Origin of the sequence: Pandoraea apista (genome assembly GCF_001465595.2) — a bacterium.
Taxonomy (GTDB): Bacteria; Pseudomonadota; Gammaproteobacteria; order Burkholderiales; family Burkholderiaceae; genus Pandoraea; species Pandoraea apista.
Genome location: NZ_CP013481.2, coordinates 1,425,572 through 1,443,585, shown reverse-complemented (window position 1 = coordinate 1,443,585; position 18,014 = coordinate 1,425,572). Strand labels below are relative to the sequence as shown.

Annotated in this window: 16 protein-coding genes and 1 tRNA gene; 8 read left to right on the top strand and 9 right to left on the bottom strand. The window is 62.7% G+C overall.

Annotation, left to right across the window (positions count from 1 at the left end):
* Positions 1-81: 81 nt before the first annotated feature.
* The 3 genes from AT395_RS06670 to AT395_RS06660 all read left to right on the top strand — a co-directional run bounded on the left by AT395_RS06670 (position 82) and on the right by AT395_RS06660 (position 4,463).
* The gene (locus tag AT395_RS06670) at positions 82-954 is read left to right on the top strand and encodes a LysR family transcriptional regulator (protein ID WP_048627797.1); all 873 of its coding nucleotides are present in this window, start codon (positions 82-84) and stop codon (positions 952-954) included.
* An 81-nt stretch (positions 955-1,035) separates the two neighbouring features.
* Entirely contained in the window at positions 1,036-2,103 is a 1,068-nt protein-coding gene (locus tag AT395_RS06665) for a helix-turn-helix domain-containing protein (RefSeq protein ID WP_048627798.1), read from the top strand.
* Between the two features lie 116 nt (positions 2,104-2,219).
* Complete coding sequence (locus tag AT395_RS06660) at positions 2,220-4,463, top strand: hypothetical protein (protein ID WP_048627799.1); 2,244 nt, start codon at positions 2,220-2,222, stop codon at positions 4,461-4,463.
* Here the strand turns inward: AT395_RS06660 and AT395_RS06655 are convergent.
* The 3 genes from AT395_RS06655 to AT395_RS06645 form a co-directional block, all read right to left on the bottom strand.
* Positions 4,441-4,923: a YaiI/YqxD family protein gene (locus tag AT395_RS06655; RefSeq protein ID WP_042112519.1), complete on the bottom strand. Its 483-nt coding sequence runs from the start codon at positions 4,921-4,923 to the stop codon at positions 4,441-4,443. The genes AT395_RS06660 and AT395_RS06655 overlap by 23 nt on opposite strands.
* Positions 4,924-5,026: 103 nt before the next feature.
* A complete protein-coding gene (locus AT395_RS25910; RefSeq protein WP_174554639.1) occupies positions 5,027-5,515 on the bottom strand; it encodes a hypothetical protein in 489 nt (162 codons plus the stop codon).
* Positions 5,516-5,547: 32 nt separating this feature from the next.
* Positions 5,548-5,624, bottom strand: a tRNA-Arg gene (locus tag AT395_RS06645).
* A gap of 193 nt (positions 5,625-5,817) precedes the next feature.
* On the opposite strand from AT395_RS06645, the gene rocD reads away from it, so the two are divergent.
* Positions 5,818-7,023: an ornithine--oxo-acid transaminase gene (gene rocD / locus AT395_RS06640; RefSeq protein WP_058375297.1), complete on the top strand. Its 1,206-nt coding sequence runs from the start codon at positions 5,818-5,820 to the stop codon at positions 7,021-7,023.
* 51 nt (positions 7,024-7,074) lie between these two features.
* Here rocD and AT395_RS06635 read toward each other — a convergent pair whose 3' ends face one another.
* Positions 7,075-7,404, bottom strand: coding sequence for a DMT family transporter (locus AT395_RS06635; protein ID WP_048627801.1), 330 nt, complete (start codon positions 7,402-7,404; stop codon positions 7,075-7,077).
* Between the two features lie 180 nt (positions 7,405-7,584).
* Here AT395_RS06635 and alaC point away from each other — a divergent pair, with 180 nt between their 5' ends.
* On the top strand, positions 7,585-8,802 hold the full coding sequence (alaC, locus tag AT395_RS06630) for an alanine transaminase (RefSeq protein ID WP_048627802.1): 1,218 nt from the start codon (positions 7,585-7,587) through the stop codon (positions 8,800-8,802).
* Between the two features lie 97 nt (positions 8,803-8,899).
* Here alaC and AT395_RS06625 read toward each other — a convergent pair whose 3' ends face one another.
* Complete coding sequence (locus AT395_RS06625; RefSeq protein ID WP_048627803.1) at positions 8,900-9,679, bottom strand: AraC family transcriptional regulator; 780 nt, start codon at positions 9,677-9,679, stop codon at positions 8,900-8,902.
* A gap of 127 nt (positions 9,680-9,806) precedes the next feature.
* On the opposite strand from AT395_RS06625, the gene AT395_RS06620 reads away from it, so the two are divergent.
* Positions 9,807-10,571, top strand: a complete 765-nt coding sequence (locus AT395_RS06620; RefSeq protein WP_048627804.1) for an alpha/beta fold hydrolase — start codon at positions 9,807-9,809, stop codon at positions 10,569-10,571.
* 80 nt (positions 10,572-10,651) lie between these two features.
* On the opposite strand, the gene AT395_RS06615 is transcribed toward AT395_RS06620, so the two are convergent.
* From AT395_RS06615 to AT395_RS06600, 4 genes are all read right to left on the bottom strand, one after another.
* A complete protein-coding gene (locus AT395_RS06615; RefSeq protein WP_048627805.1) occupies positions 10,652-11,065 on the bottom strand; it encodes a PPC domain-containing DNA-binding protein in 414 nt (137 codons plus the stop codon).
* Positions 11,062-11,598 carry a PPC domain-containing DNA-binding protein gene (locus AT395_RS06610; protein WP_042112530.1) on the bottom strand — a complete coding sequence of 179 codons (537 nt, stop codon included), beginning with the start codon at positions 11,596-11,598 and terminating at the stop codon, positions 11,062-11,064. The genes AT395_RS06615 and AT395_RS06610 overlap by 4 nt, the downstream gene beginning before the upstream one ends.
* The gene (locus tag AT395_RS06605) at positions 11,595-13,172 is read right to left on the bottom strand and encodes an acyl-CoA synthetase (protein ID WP_231606026.1); all 1,578 of its coding nucleotides are present in this window, start codon (positions 13,170-13,172) and stop codon (positions 11,595-11,597) included. Before AT395_RS06605 ends, AT395_RS06610 begins: the two co-directional genes overlap by 4 nt.
* 94 nt (positions 13,173-13,266) lie before the next feature.
* Positions 13,267-14,433: an acetyl-CoA acetyltransferase gene (locus AT395_RS06600; RefSeq protein WP_042112531.1), complete on the bottom strand. Its 1,167-nt coding sequence runs from the start codon at positions 14,431-14,433 to the stop codon at positions 13,267-13,269.
* Between the two features lie 661 nt (positions 14,434-15,094).
* Here AT395_RS06600 and AT395_RS06595 point away from each other — a divergent pair.
* On the top strand, positions 15,095-16,114 hold the full coding sequence (locus tag AT395_RS06595; protein WP_082117627.1) for a TRAP transporter substrate-binding protein: 1,020 nt from the start codon (positions 15,095-15,097) through the stop codon (positions 16,112-16,114).
* 15 nt (positions 16,115-16,129) lie between these two features.
* On the top strand, positions 16,130-17,992 hold the full coding sequence (locus AT395_RS06590) for a TRAP transporter large permease (RefSeq protein WP_042117234.1): 1,863 nt from the start codon (positions 16,130-16,132) through the stop codon (positions 17,990-17,992).
* Positions 17,993-18,014: the final 22 nt, after the last annotated feature.

Below are 18,014 nucleotides of genomic sequence, written 5' to 3'. Positions count from 1 at the left end.
CTGGCGCTTTATTTGGAGAAGTGCGAGTTTGCACCGAAATTGCCGTTAGAAAAAGTTGGAACTTATCTATAAAATGGATGGATGAACTGGACAATAGAACAATTGCGCTACTTTGTGGCGGCCTCGGAGGAAGGATCGATATCAGCTGCCGCCCGGCGGCTCGGCAAAGCTCAGTCGGCGGTGAGTACGGCGATATCGCTGCTCGAAGCCGATTTGGGATTTGAACTATTCGATCGGAGTCGCCGTAACGCGAGACTCACCGATCAGGGCGAGGTGATGCTGCTCGAGGCAAAGGAGTTGCTGCGGCAAGCCGAAGGCCTGAACCATCGCGCGAATGCCCTGGCGTACGGCGAGCAGCCGCAGTTGTCGCTGGCGCTCGATGAGGCACTCCCCTATCAGGCGGTGAGCGAGCTGATGCGTGATCTGGCTCATCAGTTCGCGTATCTGGAACTCACGCTGCTGAACGGCACGTCGACGGAGGTCGCCGAGTATGTCGAGAAACAGCGCGCAGACATTGGCTTTCACGTGGATCGCGGCGCGATCTCGTCGGCGCTGGGACACAAGTACATTGGGGCGGCCGTGCAGGGGGTATTCGTGGCGGGCGACCACCCGCTGGCGCATCGCGATCAGGTAACCCGCGGCGATCTGGCGAAGTACCGCCAGATTCTGTTGCAAATGGACGATATCACTCCGTTGCAGCTTAGCCCGTCGATCTGGCGGGCCGACAGTTCGTACGTGATTGCGAGCATGGTTGTCGACAAACTCGGCTGGGCAGTGCTCCCCATCGACATTGCGGAATACGAAGACCTGCACGAACTGCGCTGCGACGATCTCGGTCTGCCACAGTTGCCCGTGCGGATGCTCTGGCGTTTTGGGCGAGAACCCAACGATGTCATGCGCTGGTGCGAGGCGCGATTTGCCGAACTGCTGCGGGCAAGCGCGCCTCAGGTGTGAGCACGCCGACGATTGGGGAGCGCTGATGCGATGCTCGGTTTGCCAGGTTGTTGCGGGTAAGTTCAGAGGAGACATGAATCAATGCAAGCAGCGTCAAGGCAGTTCGTCGCCCGGTTCGACAGCCGGGCGCTTCCGGAGGCACCGGAGGTCTGGCGCACCCTGGTGCGGCCCTACGTCGACGTTCGAATCGAGGCGAGCCCACACGGCTTCTCGGGCGAGATGAGCGGCACCCATCTCGGGGACTGCCTGATCAGCCGCAGTGCATGCACCGCCACGATGGACCACCGTCGTAACGCAATGGATATCCGTCGAAGCCATGTGGATCATCTGCTGATCCAGCTCTTCACTTCGGGAGGCGTTCAGGGGACGTACGGCAAGCGCACGGTCAACGCCGCAGCGGGGGCGATCAGCGTGTTCGATCTGGGGCAAACGGTCGACAGCCGCACCACGTCGTTCTCGACCATCACCCTGACCGTGCCGCGCGACCGTCTGCCGACGTCGCTACGCAGCCAGAAACTGCACGGCGCGGTATTGGCCCCCGGTTTGGGTGCGACCCGTTTGCTGGCCTCGCATCTTACCGAGTTGCTGCAAAGCGCTCCTCTGCTTACTCGCGAAGAAATGGCCGCCTCCGTGAACGCTAGTCTGATTCTGCTTGGCGGCGCACAGTCGAAGCTGCTCGACAGCGCAGGCGACGCGCAGCAGGTCATCCGGGACGGCGTCAAACGGCTGATTCGGGATCACATCGATCGCTACCTGACGACCGATGCGTTATCGCCGGAGCAAATCTCGGCGGCGATGGGAATTTCGCGCTCCAACCTGTATCGATTGTTTCAGGCGGAGGGGGGAGTCCAGGCCTATATTCAGGGGCGCAGGCTGGACAGGTGCTTTGATGAACTCATGCTGTCCACGGGTTATCGGGTCACGATCATCGAGATTGCCTATCGCTACGGCTTCTCGAGCGAGAGCGTATTCAGCCGAGCCTTTCGCCGCCGGTTCGGCGTCAGTCCGCGCGAAGTGCGCGCCAGCGCCAGACAAACGAGGGATCGTCACCCCGCCGGACCGGCATCGCCAGACGACGAGGCGACCGTGCGAGGCTGGCTGGAAGGGATTCAACGCACGCCGGCGATCTGGGCGAAGACGTCCGCCTGAAGCAAGGCGATACGTCATCGTCAGCAGTGGGATCGTCGGTCAAGTTTTCTGGGACGTAGGGCGGGGTATGAGATTTTCGATTCGTAGACGATCGTGTTTTTTCACGATCCTAAACGATGCTCCCCACCCCGACCACGCGCCGAAGCCCTTATCCGCCCGTTTCGCTCCTTGCCCTATCGATCGGTGCGCTGTTCGCCCCGGTAGCATTTGCGGCCGATGCAGTGATTGCGGACGCCCCCCTTTCTCTCGGACCGAATAACGGCGGCTCGGCAAATTCCGTCGCCATCAGTGCAGACGGCTCCACCGTCATCGGCATTGCCACGACTCAGGGCCTCGCGCGAGCCTTTCGCTGGACGAGCACGCTCGGCACGCAGGATCTCGGCTCGTCCAATGCCATCGAGTCCGTCCCGGCTGCGGTCAGCGCCAATGGTGGTGTCGTCGTCGGTCTACACATGCCGACGTTCACGAGCGGCTCGTTCGCCTTTCGCTGGACAAGCGCCACGGGCATGCAGAGTCTCGGCACCCTCGGCGGCAGTACTTCCAGTGCGACAGCCGTGAGTGCCGATGGCGCCGTGGTCGTCGGCATCTCGGACACCACGACCGCCTTCAACTCGCATGCCTTTCGCTGGACAGCCTCGGGCGGCATGGCAGATCTGGGAACGCTGGGCGGCCCTAACTCCAACGCCTATGCCGTCAGTGCCGACGGCAGTGTGGTCGTAGGCGCCGCCTTGACCAGCGGCAATGTCACGCGCGCTTTCCGATGGACGTCCTCTACGGCAATGCAGGACCTGGGCGCCCTCGACGGCGGAAGCTCAAGCGCATCGGCGGTCAGTGCGGACGGCACCGTCGTGGCGGGTCAGGCGACCTCGATAGGCAACGGCCTGCGTGTGTTCCGCTGGACAAGCGCCACAGGCATGAAGGATATCGGCACGCTTGGCGGAGACAACACCTACTTTTACGGCATGAACGCCGACGGTTCCGTGCTCGTCGGCGGGGCAGCGTTGTCGGGGCCTCCCGTCATTCACGCCTTCCGCTGGGCAAGCACGACGGGTATGGTCGATCTCGGAACGCTGGGTGGCCTCCAATCTACGGCGAGCGCGGTGAACGCCAATGGGTCTGTCGTCGTGGGTCTCGCCGAGACGACCAATGGCGACTCGCACGTCTTTCGCTGGACGAGTGCGACCGGCATTCAGGATCTGCAAGTTTTGCTTGCCAATGCCGGTGTGCGCACGTACGGCGTCACTCTGTCCGGGATACCACGCCTGTCATCGAATGGGCAGTACATCGTCGCCGACGGCAGCGGGCCGGCGACGAATGGCGTCGTCCAGGCCTATCTCGTCCGATATATCGATGCGACGGTCTCGACACCTCCCGCAACGGAGCCCGGTACCCCGCAGGACCCGGCCGGCACGCCAGGCGCCGCTCCCTCTCCGATCCCGCCTGCGCCCCCCGTGATCGCAGGTATCACCACGCCGGCATCGGTGCAAGCCTCGGCGAATCAGGTGGGCAAGGCGCGCCAGACCGTCATGGGGCAAATGCACGGCTTCGCCGATCAGATGCTGGGTGAAGGTTCGCTTTCCGGTGCACCGAGCGGCGTGTCGGCCTTCGGTTCGGTCGGCTCGCTCGCCGCCGGGATCACAGGGCATGTGAATCTGGCGCCGTTCGAACTTGTCGCAGGACTGGGCTATGCGTCGGAGCGCTATTCGGATACGGAGATGAAAGGCGCCTTTACGGCGGCAGCCAAGCTGCGCTACACCTATAGGTTCGACGACCGAATCGGTTGGTTCGGCGAAGCCGGCGGCTTTTACTCACCCGATAGCAACTATCGCTTTTCTCGCCAATACGCGAACGGCACGAGCACCGCAACGGGCAGCGGCAGTGCGTCGGGCCGACAGGCGTATGGTTTCGCGCGTCTTGGCGTGCTGATCAACGTGAGCGCGAACGATCAACTGACGCAGTCACTTGAAATCGGCCGTCAGGTCTTGCACACAGGATCGTACGGCGAAGTACTATCGCCCGCCAACCCGTTCGAGGCCAACATGCAGGCGTCGTCGTCCACGATGAACGTGTTCAAGCTGCGCGCGAAATGGGTGCATGCGTTGACGTCGAGTATCGACGCTGCCATCTGGGGTGCGTGGGCGCACGGCTTCGGCTATCGCGACAGCTCGCAGCTAAATGTCGGCGGCGTTGGGGCCCTCTCGCCGCAAGTGCCGGACCGCCTCAACTGGATGGAGTACGGCGCCCGGCTGGGCTACCAGGTGAATAAAAAAGCGAAGGTCTCGGCATTCGTCAACGGGGTGACGGGCGCCGATATCGGCTCGCGCGCTCACGTCGGGGTCAATCTCGAGATGTTCTTTTGACAGCGTTGGCCGACGCGCGATAGCGCGAGAGAAAGCGGTCGAACTCCCCCGCGAACGCTTTGCTGTCGCGGGGGCTAAAGGGCGCGGGTCCGCCGGTTTCGATACCGGCGGTGCGAAGCTGATCCATCATGTCGCGAACGGACAGACGCTCCCTGATATTGTCCGGCGTGAACCAGCTTCCCCGGGGATCGAGTGCGCTGGCCCCCTTGTCGAGCACTGCCGCCGCGAGCGGAATATCGCCGGTAATCACCAGGTCGCCCGCCGCGGCCAATTCGACAATGCGTGCGTCGGCAACGTCGAATCCGGACGGTACCTGAATCGTCTTGATGAATGGCGACGGAGGGGTGCGCAAGAATTGATTCGCCACCAGCGTCACCGGAATCTCCTCACGGCGCGCCGCGCGAAACAGAATTTCCTTGATCGCGGCAGGACAGGCGTCGGCGTCGACGAAAACTTGCATGTGGGTTGATTTCGGGAACATTGAAGCGCCCATCATAAGGCACCGCGTCGAATGCTGTGCCGTGCCACGTCGCGGGCACGCCCGATGGCTACGGGATCGCCGGTCACTCCGAACGATTGGGCGTGCGCCCTCCTGCGCCGACAGGATGGGGGGTTTTGCCCGGCGGCAGCAAAAACGTCTCCTTGGCCGTGCCGTGCCATTTGGTGATCTCGGCGTTTGCCGTCAACCGGTAAGCTCGCAAAATCGGGCGGGCCACGTCATACAGCCGATCAGGATCCGGGCCGTACATATATAGGTAACCGTCATTGCCGTCGAGGTGCAATTCGCTTTCGCTCAACTCACCCACCTGGGCCTTTTTGATCGCTTTGCCGAGCCGCTGCTCAAGACTGCGGAGCGTTGCGTCATCCGTTCGGTAGTAATCAAAATGAACCATAACGGCCGGTCCGGCGTGCTTCTCCGGTTGCTCAACCGCCAATGCACCGCCAGCGAGCGACACGACGCAGAGAGGAATGGAAAGGGCTGAAATTCGAAACATCGGCAGTATCTTTTCAGAAAGAGGCACCGAACCTAAGGGAGTGAACGTCGAATTCACGCGCTCGTTCAGGCGGGGCCTGATGCTTTGGCTGGCCTGCCCAGAGGGATTCGAACCCCCGACCGTCGGCTTAGAAGGCCGATGCTCTATCCAACTGAGCTATGGGCAGTGCGTGATGGCGGCGACCGGGCGTCGCTGCCGGCAGGACTCGACGCAACAATGCGCATGAAAATCGCATTGCATTCGAGTAATCCACGATTATAGCGCACGCGCATGCCGATTTCGTGATGGCGACTTCAGGATATGTCCTCTTTACGTACCGTCCCGTTCGCCTCTAGACTGCTGACGTGGAGGAGCGCGTCATGAATGAAATCGAACGCGAACAACGCTTTGGCGCCCATAACTACGCACCGCTGCCCGTGGTGCTGTCGCACGCCAAAGGGGTCTGGGTCTGGGATGTCGAGGGCAATCGCTATCTCGACATGATGAGCGCCTACTCTGCCGTCAGCCACGGCCACGCGCATCCGCGTCTGGTCGCCGCGCTCGCGGCTCAGGCACAACGCCTCGCAGTCGTTTCCCGCGCCTTCTATACCGACCGGCTCGGCGCCTTTCTCGAACGGCTTTGCGATCTCACGACCCTCGGCGGCGCGCTGCCGATGAACACGGGCGCAGAAGCTGTCGAAACGGCCATCAAGGCCGCGCGGCGCTGGGGTTACAGCGTCAAGCGCATTCCTGCCGACAAAGCGGAGATCATTGTCGCCGACGGCAATTTCCACGGACGCACGACCACTATCGTCGGCTTCTCCTCCGAGCCGGCCTATCGCGCCGACTTCGGCCCGTTCGCCCCCGGATTCGTGCGCGTCCCCTTCGGCGATATCGATGCCGTACGCGCGGCCATCACGCCCAACACCTGCGCCGTGCTGTTCGAGACCATTCAGGGCGAAGGCGGCATCGTCGTGCCCCCCGACGGCTTTCTGCGCGCCCTGCGCCAACTCTGCACGGAACAGAACGTGCTTATGTTGCTCGACGAAATTCAATCGGGACTCGGGCGCACCGGCCGCTGGTTCGCCTATCAGCACGAGAACGTCGTGCCCGACGGCCTCATGCTCGGCAAAGCCCTCGGCGGTGGGTTGCTGCCGGTGTCGGCATTCGTGGCCCGACGCGACATCATCGACCTGTTCGAACCCGGCAGTCACGGCTCGACCTTCGGCGGCAATGCGCTGGCCGCCACCGTTGCGCTGGAAGCCCTCGACGTGATGGCAGACGAAGACTTACCGGGAAGAAGCGCCGAAATGGGGGAATACCTGCTCTCGCGATTGCACGCGATTCACTCGCCACTCATTCGGGAAGTCCGCGGACGCGGTCTCTGGGCCGGCATTGAGATCGATCCGGCGCGCGCCGATGCGCATGACCTCTCGATGCGCATGCTGCGCCGGCGCGTGCTGGCGAAAGAAACACGAGCGACGGTGTTGCGCCTCGCCCCGCCGCTCGTTATCGAGCGCTCCGAGATCGACACCTGCATCTCCGCGCTCAAGGCGGTGCTCGCAGAAGCCGAAGCCGATGCCTGAGCGCAGGACCTTAGTGCGACGCATAAGAACGCCGGGCAATGGCTACGCCCGTCAATGGGCCGACGATTTCGACCAGACGTTCATCACGAGAACACCCGCGACGATGAGCGCCATACCGAGCATCGCGGGCGCATCGAGCTTTTGCCCGAACAGCACGCGCGACGCAATCGAGATGAGCACGATGCCCAGGCCCGACCACATCGCATAGGCAATGCCCACCGGAATCGTGCGCAATGTGAGCGACAACATGTAGAACGCCACGCCGTACCCCGCGACAACCAGCGCCACCGGTCCGACACGCGTGAACCCCTCCGATGCCTTGAGCGCCGACGTTGCAATCACCTCTGCCACGATCGCCACCAGCAGGTACAGATACGCCATCGAAACTCCTCGTATGCCCGAACTCAAGAGGCGCTCATCATAACCGACGGGTTCCACGCCCCCCCCCCCGCAAAAATCGCTTGCCTAAGCGCGCCGCGCCGCGCTACAGTCGCCGTCACGGTGTGGCCAGCACACCGGCGTCGCTCGGACGGTTCCGGGCGCTTACGTTCCAGGATCAACATGTCAAGCTCTCAGGGCTCGCGCAGCTTTGCGCGCATCAATCGTCTTCCCCCGTACGTTTTCAATATCACCGCCGAGCTGAAGATGGCGGCGCGCCGCCGTGGCGAAGACATCATCGATCTGTCGATGGGCAATCCCGACGGCGCGACACCGCCACATATCGTCAGCAAGCTCGTCGAAGTCGCTCAACGCCCCGACACGCACGGTTATTCGACGTCGCGCGGTATTCCGCGCCTGCGCCGCGCGATCACGCACTGGTACAAGAATCGCTACGACGTGGACCTCGATCCCGAGCGCGAAGCTATCGTCACCATCGGCTCCAAGGAGGGCCTGGCGCACCTGATGCTCGCCACACTGGATCAGGGCGACACGGTGCTGGTGCCGAACCCGTCGTACCCGATTCATATTTACGGCGCAGTCATCGCAGGGGCCAACATTCGCTCCGTGCCGATGACGCCCGGCATCGACTTCTTCACCGAACTCGAACGCGGCATTCGCGAGAGTCATCCGAAGCCGAAGATGGTGATCCTCGGTTTTCCGTCGAACCCCACGGCGCAGTGCGTCGAGCTCGAATTCTTCGAGCGCGTGGTCGCCCTTGCACGCAAACACGACATTCTCGTCGTGCACGATCTGGCCTACGCCGATATCGTCTACGACGGCTACAAGGCGCCGTCGATCATGCAGGTGCCCGGCGCGCAAGACGTCGCCGTCGAGTTCTTCACGCTGTCGAAGAGCTACAACATGGCCGGCTGGCGCATCGGATTCATGGTCGGCAATGCGGAACTGGTCGCCGCCCTCGCACGCATCAAGAGCTATCACGACTACGGCACGTTCACGCCGGTGCAGGTCGCGGCCATCGCTGCGCTGGAAGGCGATCAGCAGTGTGTCGAAGAGATCCGCGCGCAGTATCAGCGCCGCCGCGACGTACTCTACAAGGGTCTGACGGAAGCCGGTTGGGCGGTCGATCTGCCGCGTGCGTCGATGTACATCTGGGCGCGCATTCCCGAACCGTATCGCACCCTCGGCTCGCTCGAATTCACCAAGAAGCTGCTCGCGCAAGCCAAGGTCTCCGTCTCGCCGGGTATCGGCTTCGGCGAGTACGGCGACGAATATGTGCGCTTCGCTCTGATCGAAAACGAGTCGCGCATTCGCCAGGCAGTGCGTGGCATCAAGCACATGTTCCGTGAAGACGGGCTGGTGCAGCCAACGGTCGCTTAAAGCGCGATCGCACGTGTAACGTTGGGAGCAACATCGGGACGCACTCGCCGTAGGCGAAGCGTCCCGATTCGTTTGGCGGCTTGGCAAGCAACAACGCTCAATCCGGCGCCGCAAGATAACGGCTGGGCGCCGCGCCCAGCACATGTCGAAACGCCGCGGTGAATGCACTCGGGCTGCCATACCCCAGATCGAGCGCCACGCGGGTCACGGACTGTCCGTCGTTCAGCCGCGCAATCGCCGCCAGCAGGCAAACTTGTTGACGCCATTCGGCAAAACTCACCCCCGTCTCTTCACGGAACCGCCGCGTAAACGTGCGACGGCTCATCGATGCCATCGCCGCCGCCGCTTCGAGATCTGTGGTCATCGATGGGGCCTCGAAGATCGCCCGGCAAACGCGTGCCAGTTGCGCGTCGCCCGGCAACGGTGCGTGTAACGACAGAGGCGGCATGACCGCCATCTCGGCCATCAGCAACGCCATGAGCTTGCCGTCGCGTGCGTCTTCGTCGTACATCGGCGGCAGATCGACAGCGTGGTCCAGCAACTGCCTGAGCAGCGGGGACACACCGTACACACAGCAACGATCCGGCAACCCCGCGACCAACGCCGCGTGGGGTGTGACGAACGTATTGAGCATGGTGACCGGGCCGCTCATCGTCATGGCATGCGAAACACCAGCAGGCACCCAGCAGGCGCGCTGGGGCGGCACGAACCACCGGCCTTGCGGTGTCGATACCGTAATCATGCCCCGCGACGCCAACGCAAACTGCCCACGCGCGTGCGCATGCTCCGGAAAGGTGAATCCCGCCGGGTAATCGTTGGCCGTGACAACCACGCTTCGGGGCAGATGTTCGTAAGGGTCGATCAGCGTATTTCGCATGGCCCGAATTCTACAGACAATGACCCAACATCGGCAGCGGGCACCCGCCGGCATCCCTACGATTAGCGTTGCTCACCGGCCGCCACGAGGCGCGCCCGGGGATCTGAGCGTTCCTACCGGAGTCGAAATGCCCAATACCCATCACCGTGTCGGTCACGGCCCGCATGCTGTCATCGTGCTGCATGGCTGGTTCGGCGACGCCCGTTCCTTTCACGAATGCGAGCCGTGGTTTTCGGCAGACGAGTTCAGCTATGTCTTCATGGATTACCGCGGCTATGGCGGCATGCAAGCCATGCCCGGCCGCTACACTATTGCGGAAATCGCCGGAGACGCTATCGCGCTGGCCGACGCCCTCGATCTGTCCACCTTCAGCCTGATCGGCCATTCGATGGGAGGCATGGCTATCGAAAAGGTCGCCGCATTGGCCCCTCGCCGCGTGCGCAAACTTATTCCCATCGCGCCGGTACCTTGCGGCGGCGTGTCGTTCGATGCCGCGCGGCGCGCGTTGTTCGAAGGTGCAGCAACGTCGCAGGACTATCGCAAAACGATCATCGCGCGCAGTACCGGCGAGCGCTTGCCGCCGTCATGGATCGAATGGAAGGCGCAATACTCGGCGACGCATTCGTCTGCTCAGGCGTTCGCCGCCTATTTCAACGCCTGGGCCGACACGGACTTCATCGACGAGATTCACAGCGCGCTGCCGGTCAAGGTGCTGATCGGCGAACACGATCCCGTGTTCAACACCGAGCTCATGACGCAAACGTATCTGCGCCGCTACACGCATGCCCGTCTCGAAGTCCTCGGTAACGCCGGCCACTATCCGATGAACGAGACGCCCCTCGCGCTGGTCGCGGCTATCGAAACCTTCCTGCGCAGCGCCGGCGACACCTGAACGCCAAGCGCAACGCCGACGAAAAAATGGGGAGTCCCTGGACTCCCCACTCGTCTCACGCGCAATCTCAACTACCGCCGCTACGCTGGCAACCACTCCTGCAACGTCACTTCGATAGTGATGAACGAGAGGTTCCCTCCCCGCACGAAGCGCCCGGCGAACATGCGCCCGTCGGTGTCCGCCACCATGCCGTGCAGCATGGGCAGCGCATGCGCGGCGTCGGGCCGGACATCGACCTCCCCGAACACGTTGAGAATCTCCACCCCCGGGCCGCTCACCAGTTGCTCACGCCAGCCATCACCTGCGCGGAACGCCAAACGTGCATCGATCAGACTGCCCACTGCGCCGCGCACGATGGCGCGCGATATGCCGTGCTCTGCGCACAGCGCTTCGATGCTTTCCGTCAGATCCTGATTCGGCTTGAGACGCGCCACGACCAACCTGCCCAGTGTGCCGTTCTCGATGGCGACCGGAACATCCAGTGCTGCGCTCATGAGAGACCTCCGGCAACCGGATGGAGCAGATGAAAGCGTGTCTCCTCGTCGTCTGCGGTCACGTATCCGCCGTGTTCGAACAAACACAGCCGAATTACCACGGGCTCGTCGCCGGCCCAGGTGTGATCGAGAATCAGATGACCGCCGTGCAACTCGCCCGACGGATCGGAAAACCCCGCATGGCAATGCAACAGCGTGGCACCGTCGGCTGTGCGGCCGACCGTGATTGCGCCGCCGATCAGATCCACTTCCCGGGTTTCGTCGACCGGCGCCCCATAACCGAAGGGACGCTCCGTGTCTGCGGTGTTCTCGATCATGTGATACCGCAGACCTCGCGCGGTACCCGCGCAGAAACGGCCGACGCCGCCGCCGTACGCATAGCGGGATAACGCCGCGCGCAGGGCCTCGCCGAGATTCGCACCAGACCGGATCGTCACGCGCAGTTCGTGCTGCCCGCTCAACACGCAGTCTTCCACACGGGGTAACGTGGGGGCGCCTGCATGCCGATAGATCCGTGAAAGCGCAGGTTTCATAGTCGATAGTCTCCTTGCTCTTCGAGCATCGTCTTGATTTGCTTCTTCACGATCTTGCCGTAGCCCGACTTGGGCATGGCACTCCAGAATACGAAGCGACGCGGCCACTTGTAGCGGGCGATACGCGCTTCGAGATGTCCGAGCAGTTCATCGGCCTGAGCGGCCATGCCTTCCCGGGCGACCACCACCGCGAGCCCGCTCTCGCCCCATTTGGGGTCGGGCACGCCGAGCACCGCGCACTCGGAAACGGCCGGGTGCGTGAGCAACGCTTCCTCGATCTCGCGCGGATAGACGTTCGATCCGCCCGAGATGTACATGTCCGACGCTCGCCCGGTGATGTACAGGAAGCCCTGCGCATCCACATGACCGAGGTCTCCGGTGTGGAACCAGTCGTTCTTGAACGCCTTGGCGTTCGCGTCCGGGTTGTTGTGATACCCCATGAAGACGGCCGGCCCGCGCACGCAAATCTCGCCCGACGCGAACGGCGGCTGACGCTCGCCGCGCTCGTCGAGAATTGCCACCTCCATGCCGGTGCGCGGCACGCCGCAGGTGCCGATGCGCGCGTCGGGAGCGTCGTCGTCCTCACTGTGCAGCCACGGCGGCAATACGGTGATGTTGCCCGTCACCTCGCCCAGCCCGTAGTACTGAACCAGCACCCGGCCCAGCTTTTGCAGTGCGTATTTCTGATCGGCACGGTACATTGGCGCCCCGGCATAGATCACGAAACGCAACGAGCTATGGTCGTAACGGTCGACGGCCGGGTCCTCGACCAGCATCTTCACGATAGTCGGCACCGTGAACATGTTGTCGACGCGATGACGCTCGATGGCCCGCCAGACCTGCTCCGCATCCATCTTCTCGCCCGGCAGCAGCACGCTCGCCGCCCCGCGCGCGGTATTGACGATGGCGTGAATGCCCGCGCCATGCGAGAGCGGCGCCACCACCATTGAGCGGCTGCGGTAGGTAATGCCGGGCATCAGATCGGCCAGATGGTTGGTCACGACAAAAGCCATCTGCCCGTGGGAGAGCACGCCCGCCTTCGGATGCCCGGTCGTACCCGACGTGTAGAAGAACCACAGAGGATCTTCGTACTCGACTTCTGCCTCGTAGCCCGGGGCGCCGAGATGCTCAGCCACGAGGGTCTCGTAGTGCAGCTCGCCGGCACGCGGCGCGCCCAGCGCTATCACATGCCGCAATGCAGGCGACGCAGCCCGCACCGCATCGACATGCCCCTCGAAGCCGGCGTCGTAGATCATCACGCACGCACCGCTCGACTGGCCCAGATACGCGGCCTCCGGCGCAGTGATGCGAAAGTTCGTAGGCACCCAGATCGCGCCCAGCCGAAAGGCGATCCACGCGCTCTCGAAGATAGGCAGGTTATTGCGCGAATGCACCAGCAGCTTGTCGCCCTTGCCCACCCCCAGCTTGCGCAAGGCTTCGACGGCGGCATTCACGCGGGCGTCGATCTCACCCCATGTGCTGACCGTCTCGCCGATGATCACGCCGGGCTCATCGGGATGACGCCGGGCAACGTCGGCCAGCAGGCGGCCGAGATTCATGACCTTCTTGAGCATTTCGCTCGTCTCCTCTTTCTTCTTTCTCAGTCTTGCTGTCTGTCTTGCCCGGCCAACGCCGGGCAGCCCGCCTGACACGCTGTCGCGCAATGGATCAGCGCGCTTCGAGAATGCTCACGTAGTTCGCCACTGCCGCGCCGCCCATGTTGAAAACGCCCGCGAGCTTCGCGTTGGGGATTTGCATCTCGCCGGCAGTGCCTGTGAGTTGCATGGCCGCCATGACGTGCATCGACACGCCCGTCGCCCCCACCGGATGGCCTTTCGCCTTCAACCCGCCCGATGGATTGACCGGCAGCAAACCGTTCTTCTCGGTCAGCCCCTCGGCCAGCACATTCGCGCCCTGCCCCGGCTTGGCGAGCCCCATCGCCTCATACTCGATGAGTTCGGCGATGGTGAAGCAGTCGTGCGTTTCGACCAGCGACAGGTCTTTGAGCGAGAGGCCGGCAACGCCCAGCGCCTGACGCCACGCGTGCTGACCGCCTTCAAAGGCCAGGGGATCGCGACGCGAGAGCGGCAGGTAGTCGTTGACCTGCACCGCCGCACGAAATCCTACGGCCTTGGGCATCGTGCGCGCCACATCGGCAGACGAGATCACGAGGGCCGCAGCGCCGTCGGACACCATCGAACAATCGGTACGCTTGAGCGGCCCGGCAACGAACGGATTTTTCTCAGAGACGTTGCGGCAGAAGTCGTAACCGAAATCGCGACGCATGTGCGCATAAGGATTGACCGAACCATTGCGGTGGTTCTTCGCCGCAATGCGCGCGAGTGCATCGGATTGATCGCCATATCGGTCGAAGTAGGCTTGCGCAATGGTGCCGAACACCCCTGCAAAGCCCCCCGGAATGCCAGCCTCTTCCCGGGCGTAGGAGCATTTGAGCAACACCTCGCCGACCTGCGGCGTAGCCAGCTCGGTCATTTTCTCGAAGCCGATCACGAGTACGTGCGTGGCCTTACCCGCTTCGATGGATTGGAGTCCGCCATGCACGGCAGCCGACCCCGTCGCACAGGCGTTTTCGTAACGTGTGGCGGGTTTGAAGCGCAGGCCGGGAATTCGGTTGAAGACGAGCGACGACGGGAAATCCTGATACAGAAAACCGCCGTTGAAAGTGCCGACGTGAATGGAATCGATCTGTTCGGGCGCAAGGCCCGCATCGTCGAGCGCAGCTTGGGCAACATCGGCCAGCAGAACTTCGGCATCGACGTTATCGAGTTTTCCGAACTGGGAGTGGGCCCAGCCGGTAAGGCATGCAGCAACCATGAAGTGTCTCCGGAAAATTGGGGTCATCCAGACTCCGGTGAGCAATTTCGATGCCAGACATGCGCGCATCTCCCCTTGATGAAGCGCCAACGGCATTCCCTGCTCATTGCGTCTCGATTGCGACACTCGCGCTTTTGGCGCTCTCGCAATTGACGTAAGCGTAAAGCCGTACGTATTGCGCCATCAAGTGAATTCGGATGCCGCTCGGGTGAAGCGAATTTGCTGTGCTGCAACACGACTGTCCCGCGCCAGCGCCCTGCAACACCTGTCGCATCTTGCCTGCCGACGCCCTGCGACAGGTGTAGCAGGGCGCGCGAGAAATGCGACAGGTGTATCACCCCGCGCAAGCACGGATCCGACCCCCGTCGCAGATGCAGCAAACCCGTTTTGCGACGCCGGGGCGGCATCGCGCCGGGTTCCGCCAGATAAAAGAAAGGAGCGCGATGCAATGCATCGGACACGGGATTTCACTAGTGCTTAACAACGTAAGGGTTTTCCCGTTGGGACCGCGATCTGGCATTCGACTTGCGTAAGATAGCCAAGCCACTTGCGAGCCGCATCACGTTTGCACTCCGAGTGGGCCGGGACGTTGCAGGGCAATACGCCGCACGCCTCGTGCTTCAGACGCAGTCACCAAACCTATAATCAGGAGACATGCAGTATGAGCAACATGGATCGCCGCCACTTCATCAAGGTTGTGGCCGCCACATCGGCCGCTGCCGCCACGGGGTTGTATCAGACGCAGGCCCGCGCCGCCGAATTCACGCTGAAGTTCGCCAACAACCTCCCCATCAGCCATCCGATGAACATTCGCGCCAAAGAAATGGCGCAGAAAATTGCTGAGCAGTCGAAGGGCCGTATCGACTTCCAGATCTACCCGAATAACCAGCTCGGCACCGACAGCGACATGCTGAGCCAGATCCGCTCGGGCGCCATCGACTTCTTCACGCTCTCGCCGCTGATTCTCGGCACGCTGGTGCCCTCGGCGCAGATTTCCGGCGTGGGCTTCGCGTTCAAGGATTACGGTCAGGTGTGGGCAGCGATGGACGGCGACCTCGGGGCGCACGTGCGTGGCCAGATCGCCAAGACGTCGGTGTTCGCGTTCGACAAGATCTGGGAAAACGGATATCGCCAGATCACGACGAGCAGCCGTCCGATCAATTCGCCGGCCGACCTCAAGGGCCTGAAGATCCGTGTGCCGACGAGCCCGCTGTGGACGTCGATGTTCCGCGCGTTCGACTCGTCGCCCACGTCGATCAACTTCGCCGAGGTGTACTCGGCCTTGCAGACGCATATCGTCGAAGCACAGGAAAATCCGCTTGCTCTGCTGACCACGGCGAAGCTGTACGAAGTGCAGAAGTACGTGTCGATGACGAACCATATGTGGGACGGCTTCTGGTTCCTCGCCAACAAGCAGAAGTGGGACAAGTTGCCGAAGGACTTGCAGGCGATCGTGACCGCCAATGTGAACGCGGCAGCCATGGCGCAACGCGACGATGTGCGCAAGCTCAACGACGGCGTGATGGCCGAACTCAAGCAGAAAGGTCTCGTGTTCAACGCACCGAACAACGAGCAGTTCCGCGAGAAGCTCCGCACGGCCGGTTTCTATGCCGAATGGCACAAGAAGTTCGGCGACGAGGCGTGGAGCGTGTTGGAAAAGTACACCGGGAAGCTCGCGTAAATGGAAACGTTGACGATGACGGCCGAGCCGACGCACGCGCTCGCCCGCCTCTTCTGCCATGTCAACCGCGCGGTGATGAAAGTCACCGAAGCGGCTGCCGTGCTGCTGGTGGTGGCGGAGACTCTCATCCTGCTCGCGGGCGTGATCTCGCGTTACGGGTTCGACAATCCCCTCACCTGGTCGGACGAATTGGCGCAGATCCTGTTCATCTGGCTATCGATGCTTGGCGCGGTGCTGGCCCTCGACCGGGGTGAGCACATGCGTCTTTCCGCCATCGTCAACAAACTTCCGGCGGCGTGGCGGGACTGGTTCCAGACCATGGCTGCGCTCACGGTCTGCGTGTTCGTCGCTCTCATCATCATGCCTGCGTACACGCATGCCATCGAACAGATGGACATCACCACGCCCGCGCTGGAAATCCCCGACGGCCTGCGCGCTGCCGCGTTGCCGGTTGGCGCGGCGCTGATGCTCATCGCCGCGATCTCGCGCATGGCGCGGTGCTCCACGCTGCGTCAGTTCGGTCTCGGCGTGCTGTTCGTCGCGGCGCTGGGCGCGGCGCTCTGGCTCGGCCGCCCCGCGCTGATTGCGATGGGCAACTACAACCTGCTGGTGTTCTTCGTGCTGATCGTCGGCGCCTGCGTGGCGGGGGGGATTCCGATTGCCTTCGCCTTCGGCACGGCAACGCTGGCGTATCTGGCGCTCGTGACCGACGCGCCGTTGCAGATTGTCGTGAGCCGCATGGACGAGGGCATGTCGGGCCTCATTCTGTTGTCGGTGCCGCTGTTCGTGCTGCTCGGTGCGTTGATCGAGATGAGCGGGCTCGCTCGCAGCCTGATCGAGTTCATGGCCTCGCTGCTCGGCCACGTGCGAGGCGGTCTGCAATACGTGCTGCTTGGCGCCATGTTCCTGGTCTCGGGCATCTCTGGCTCGAAGGCTGCCGACATGGCGGCCGTCGCGCCCGCGCTCTTCCCCGAGATGCAACGGCGCGGGTCGAAACCGGAAGACCTCGTGGCGCTGCTTTCGTCAACCGGCGCCATGACGGAGACGATCCCGCCAAGTCTCGTGCTCATCACTATCGGTGCGGTGTGCGGGGTATCGATTACCGCGCTCTTTGTCGGCGGCTTGCTGCCTGCCGTGATCGCCACGCTCGCCATCGTCGTGGTGTGCTTCGCCCGCTCGCGCAAGGAAGCCCCGAGCGCGGCACGCCGTGCGCCGTGGAGCGTGATCGGTAAGACATTCATCGTGGCATTGCCTGCCCTCGCGCTGCCGATTCTGATTCGCACGGCGGTGATCGAAGGGGCCGCCACGGCCACCGAAGTGTCTACGGTCGGTATCGCCTACACGATCGTGATCGGTCTTCTCGTGCACGCCTTCAAGAAGCACCTGAACTTCAAACGTCTGTATCCGCTGCTGACGGAAACGGCGGCACTCTCCGGTGCGATCCTGCTCATCATCGGCATGGCGACGGCCATGGCGTGGGCCCTCACGCAATCGGGCTTCTCGGCCAAGCTTGTCGGGCTGATGCATGGCGTGCCGGGCGGACAGATCGGCTTCCTGCTCATCTCGGTAGTGGTGTTCATTGTGCTGGGCAGCGTGCTGGAAGGCATTCCCGCCATCGTGTTGTTTGGTCCGCTGCTGTTTCCGGTCGCCCGCTCGCTGGGCATTCACGATGTGCATTACGCCATGGTCGTGATTCTGTCGATGGGCATGGGACTGTTCGCACCGCCGCTCGGTGTGGGCTTTTATGCGGCGTGCGCCATTGGCAAGACATCGCCGGACAAGGTGTTCAACCGGATGTGGACCTACATGGGCGCACTGCTTATCGCGCTGCTTATCGTGGTCTTCATTCCCTGGATCTCGATCGGTTTCCTGAAGTAAGACCCCTCCACTCACGATTCTC

Bases quoted from the DNA above. Each gene is read 5' to 3' on its own strand.
- AT395_RS06670 (WP_048627797.1), top strand. From the start codon at position 82: ATGAACTGGACAATAGAACAATTGCGCTACTTTGTGGCGGCCTCGGAG.
- AT395_RS06665 (WP_048627798.1), top strand. From the start codon at position 1,036: ATGCAAGCAGCGTCAAGGCAGTTCGTCGCCCGGTTCGACAGCCGGGCG.
- AT395_RS06660 (WP_048627799.1), top strand. From the start codon at position 2,220: ATGCTCCCCACCCCGACCACGCGCCGAAGCCCTTATCCGCCCGTTTCG.
- AT395_RS06655 (WP_042112519.1), bottom strand. From the start codon at position 4,923: ATGCAAGTTTTCGTCGACGCCGACGCCTGTCCTGCCGCGATCAAGGAA.
- rocD (WP_058375297.1), top strand. From the start codon at position 5,818: ATGAATGAAATCGAACGCGAACAACGCTTTGGCGCCCATAACTACGCA.
- AT395_RS06635 (WP_048627801.1), bottom strand. From the start codon at position 7,404: ATGGCGTATCTGTACCTGCTGGTGGCGATCGTGGCAGAGGTGATTGCA.
- alaC (WP_048627802.1), top strand. From the start codon at position 7,585: ATGTCAAGCTCTCAGGGCTCGCGCAGCTTTGCGCGCATCAATCGTCTT.
- AT395_RS06625 (WP_048627803.1), bottom strand. From the start codon at position 9,679: ATGCGAAATACGCTGATCGACCCTTACGAACATCTGCCCCGAAGCGTG.
- AT395_RS06620 (WP_048627804.1), top strand. From the start codon at position 9,807: ATGCCCAATACCCATCACCGTGTCGGTCACGGCCCGCATGCTGTCATC.
- AT395_RS06615 (WP_048627805.1), bottom strand. From the start codon at position 11,065: ATGAGCGCAGCACTGGATGTTCCGGTCGCCATCGAGAACGGCACACTG.
- AT395_RS06610 (WP_042112530.1), bottom strand. From the start codon at position 11,598: ATGAAACCTGCGCTTTCACGGATCTATCGGCATGCAGGCGCCCCCACG.
- AT395_RS06605 (WP_231606026.1), bottom strand. From the start codon at position 13,172: ATGCTCAAGAAGGTCATGAATCTCGGCCGCCTGCTGGCCGACGTTGCC.
- AT395_RS06600 (WP_042112531.1), bottom strand. From the start codon at position 14,433: ATGGTTGCTGCATGCCTTACCGGCTGGGCCCACTCCCAGTTCGGAAAA.
- AT395_RS06595 (WP_082117627.1), top strand. From the start codon at position 15,095: ATGAGCAACATGGATCGCCGCCACTTCATCAAGGTTGTGGCCGCCACA.
- AT395_RS06590 (WP_042117234.1), top strand. From the start codon at position 16,130: ATGACGGCCGAGCCGACGCACGCGCTCGCCCGCCTCTTCTGCCATGTC.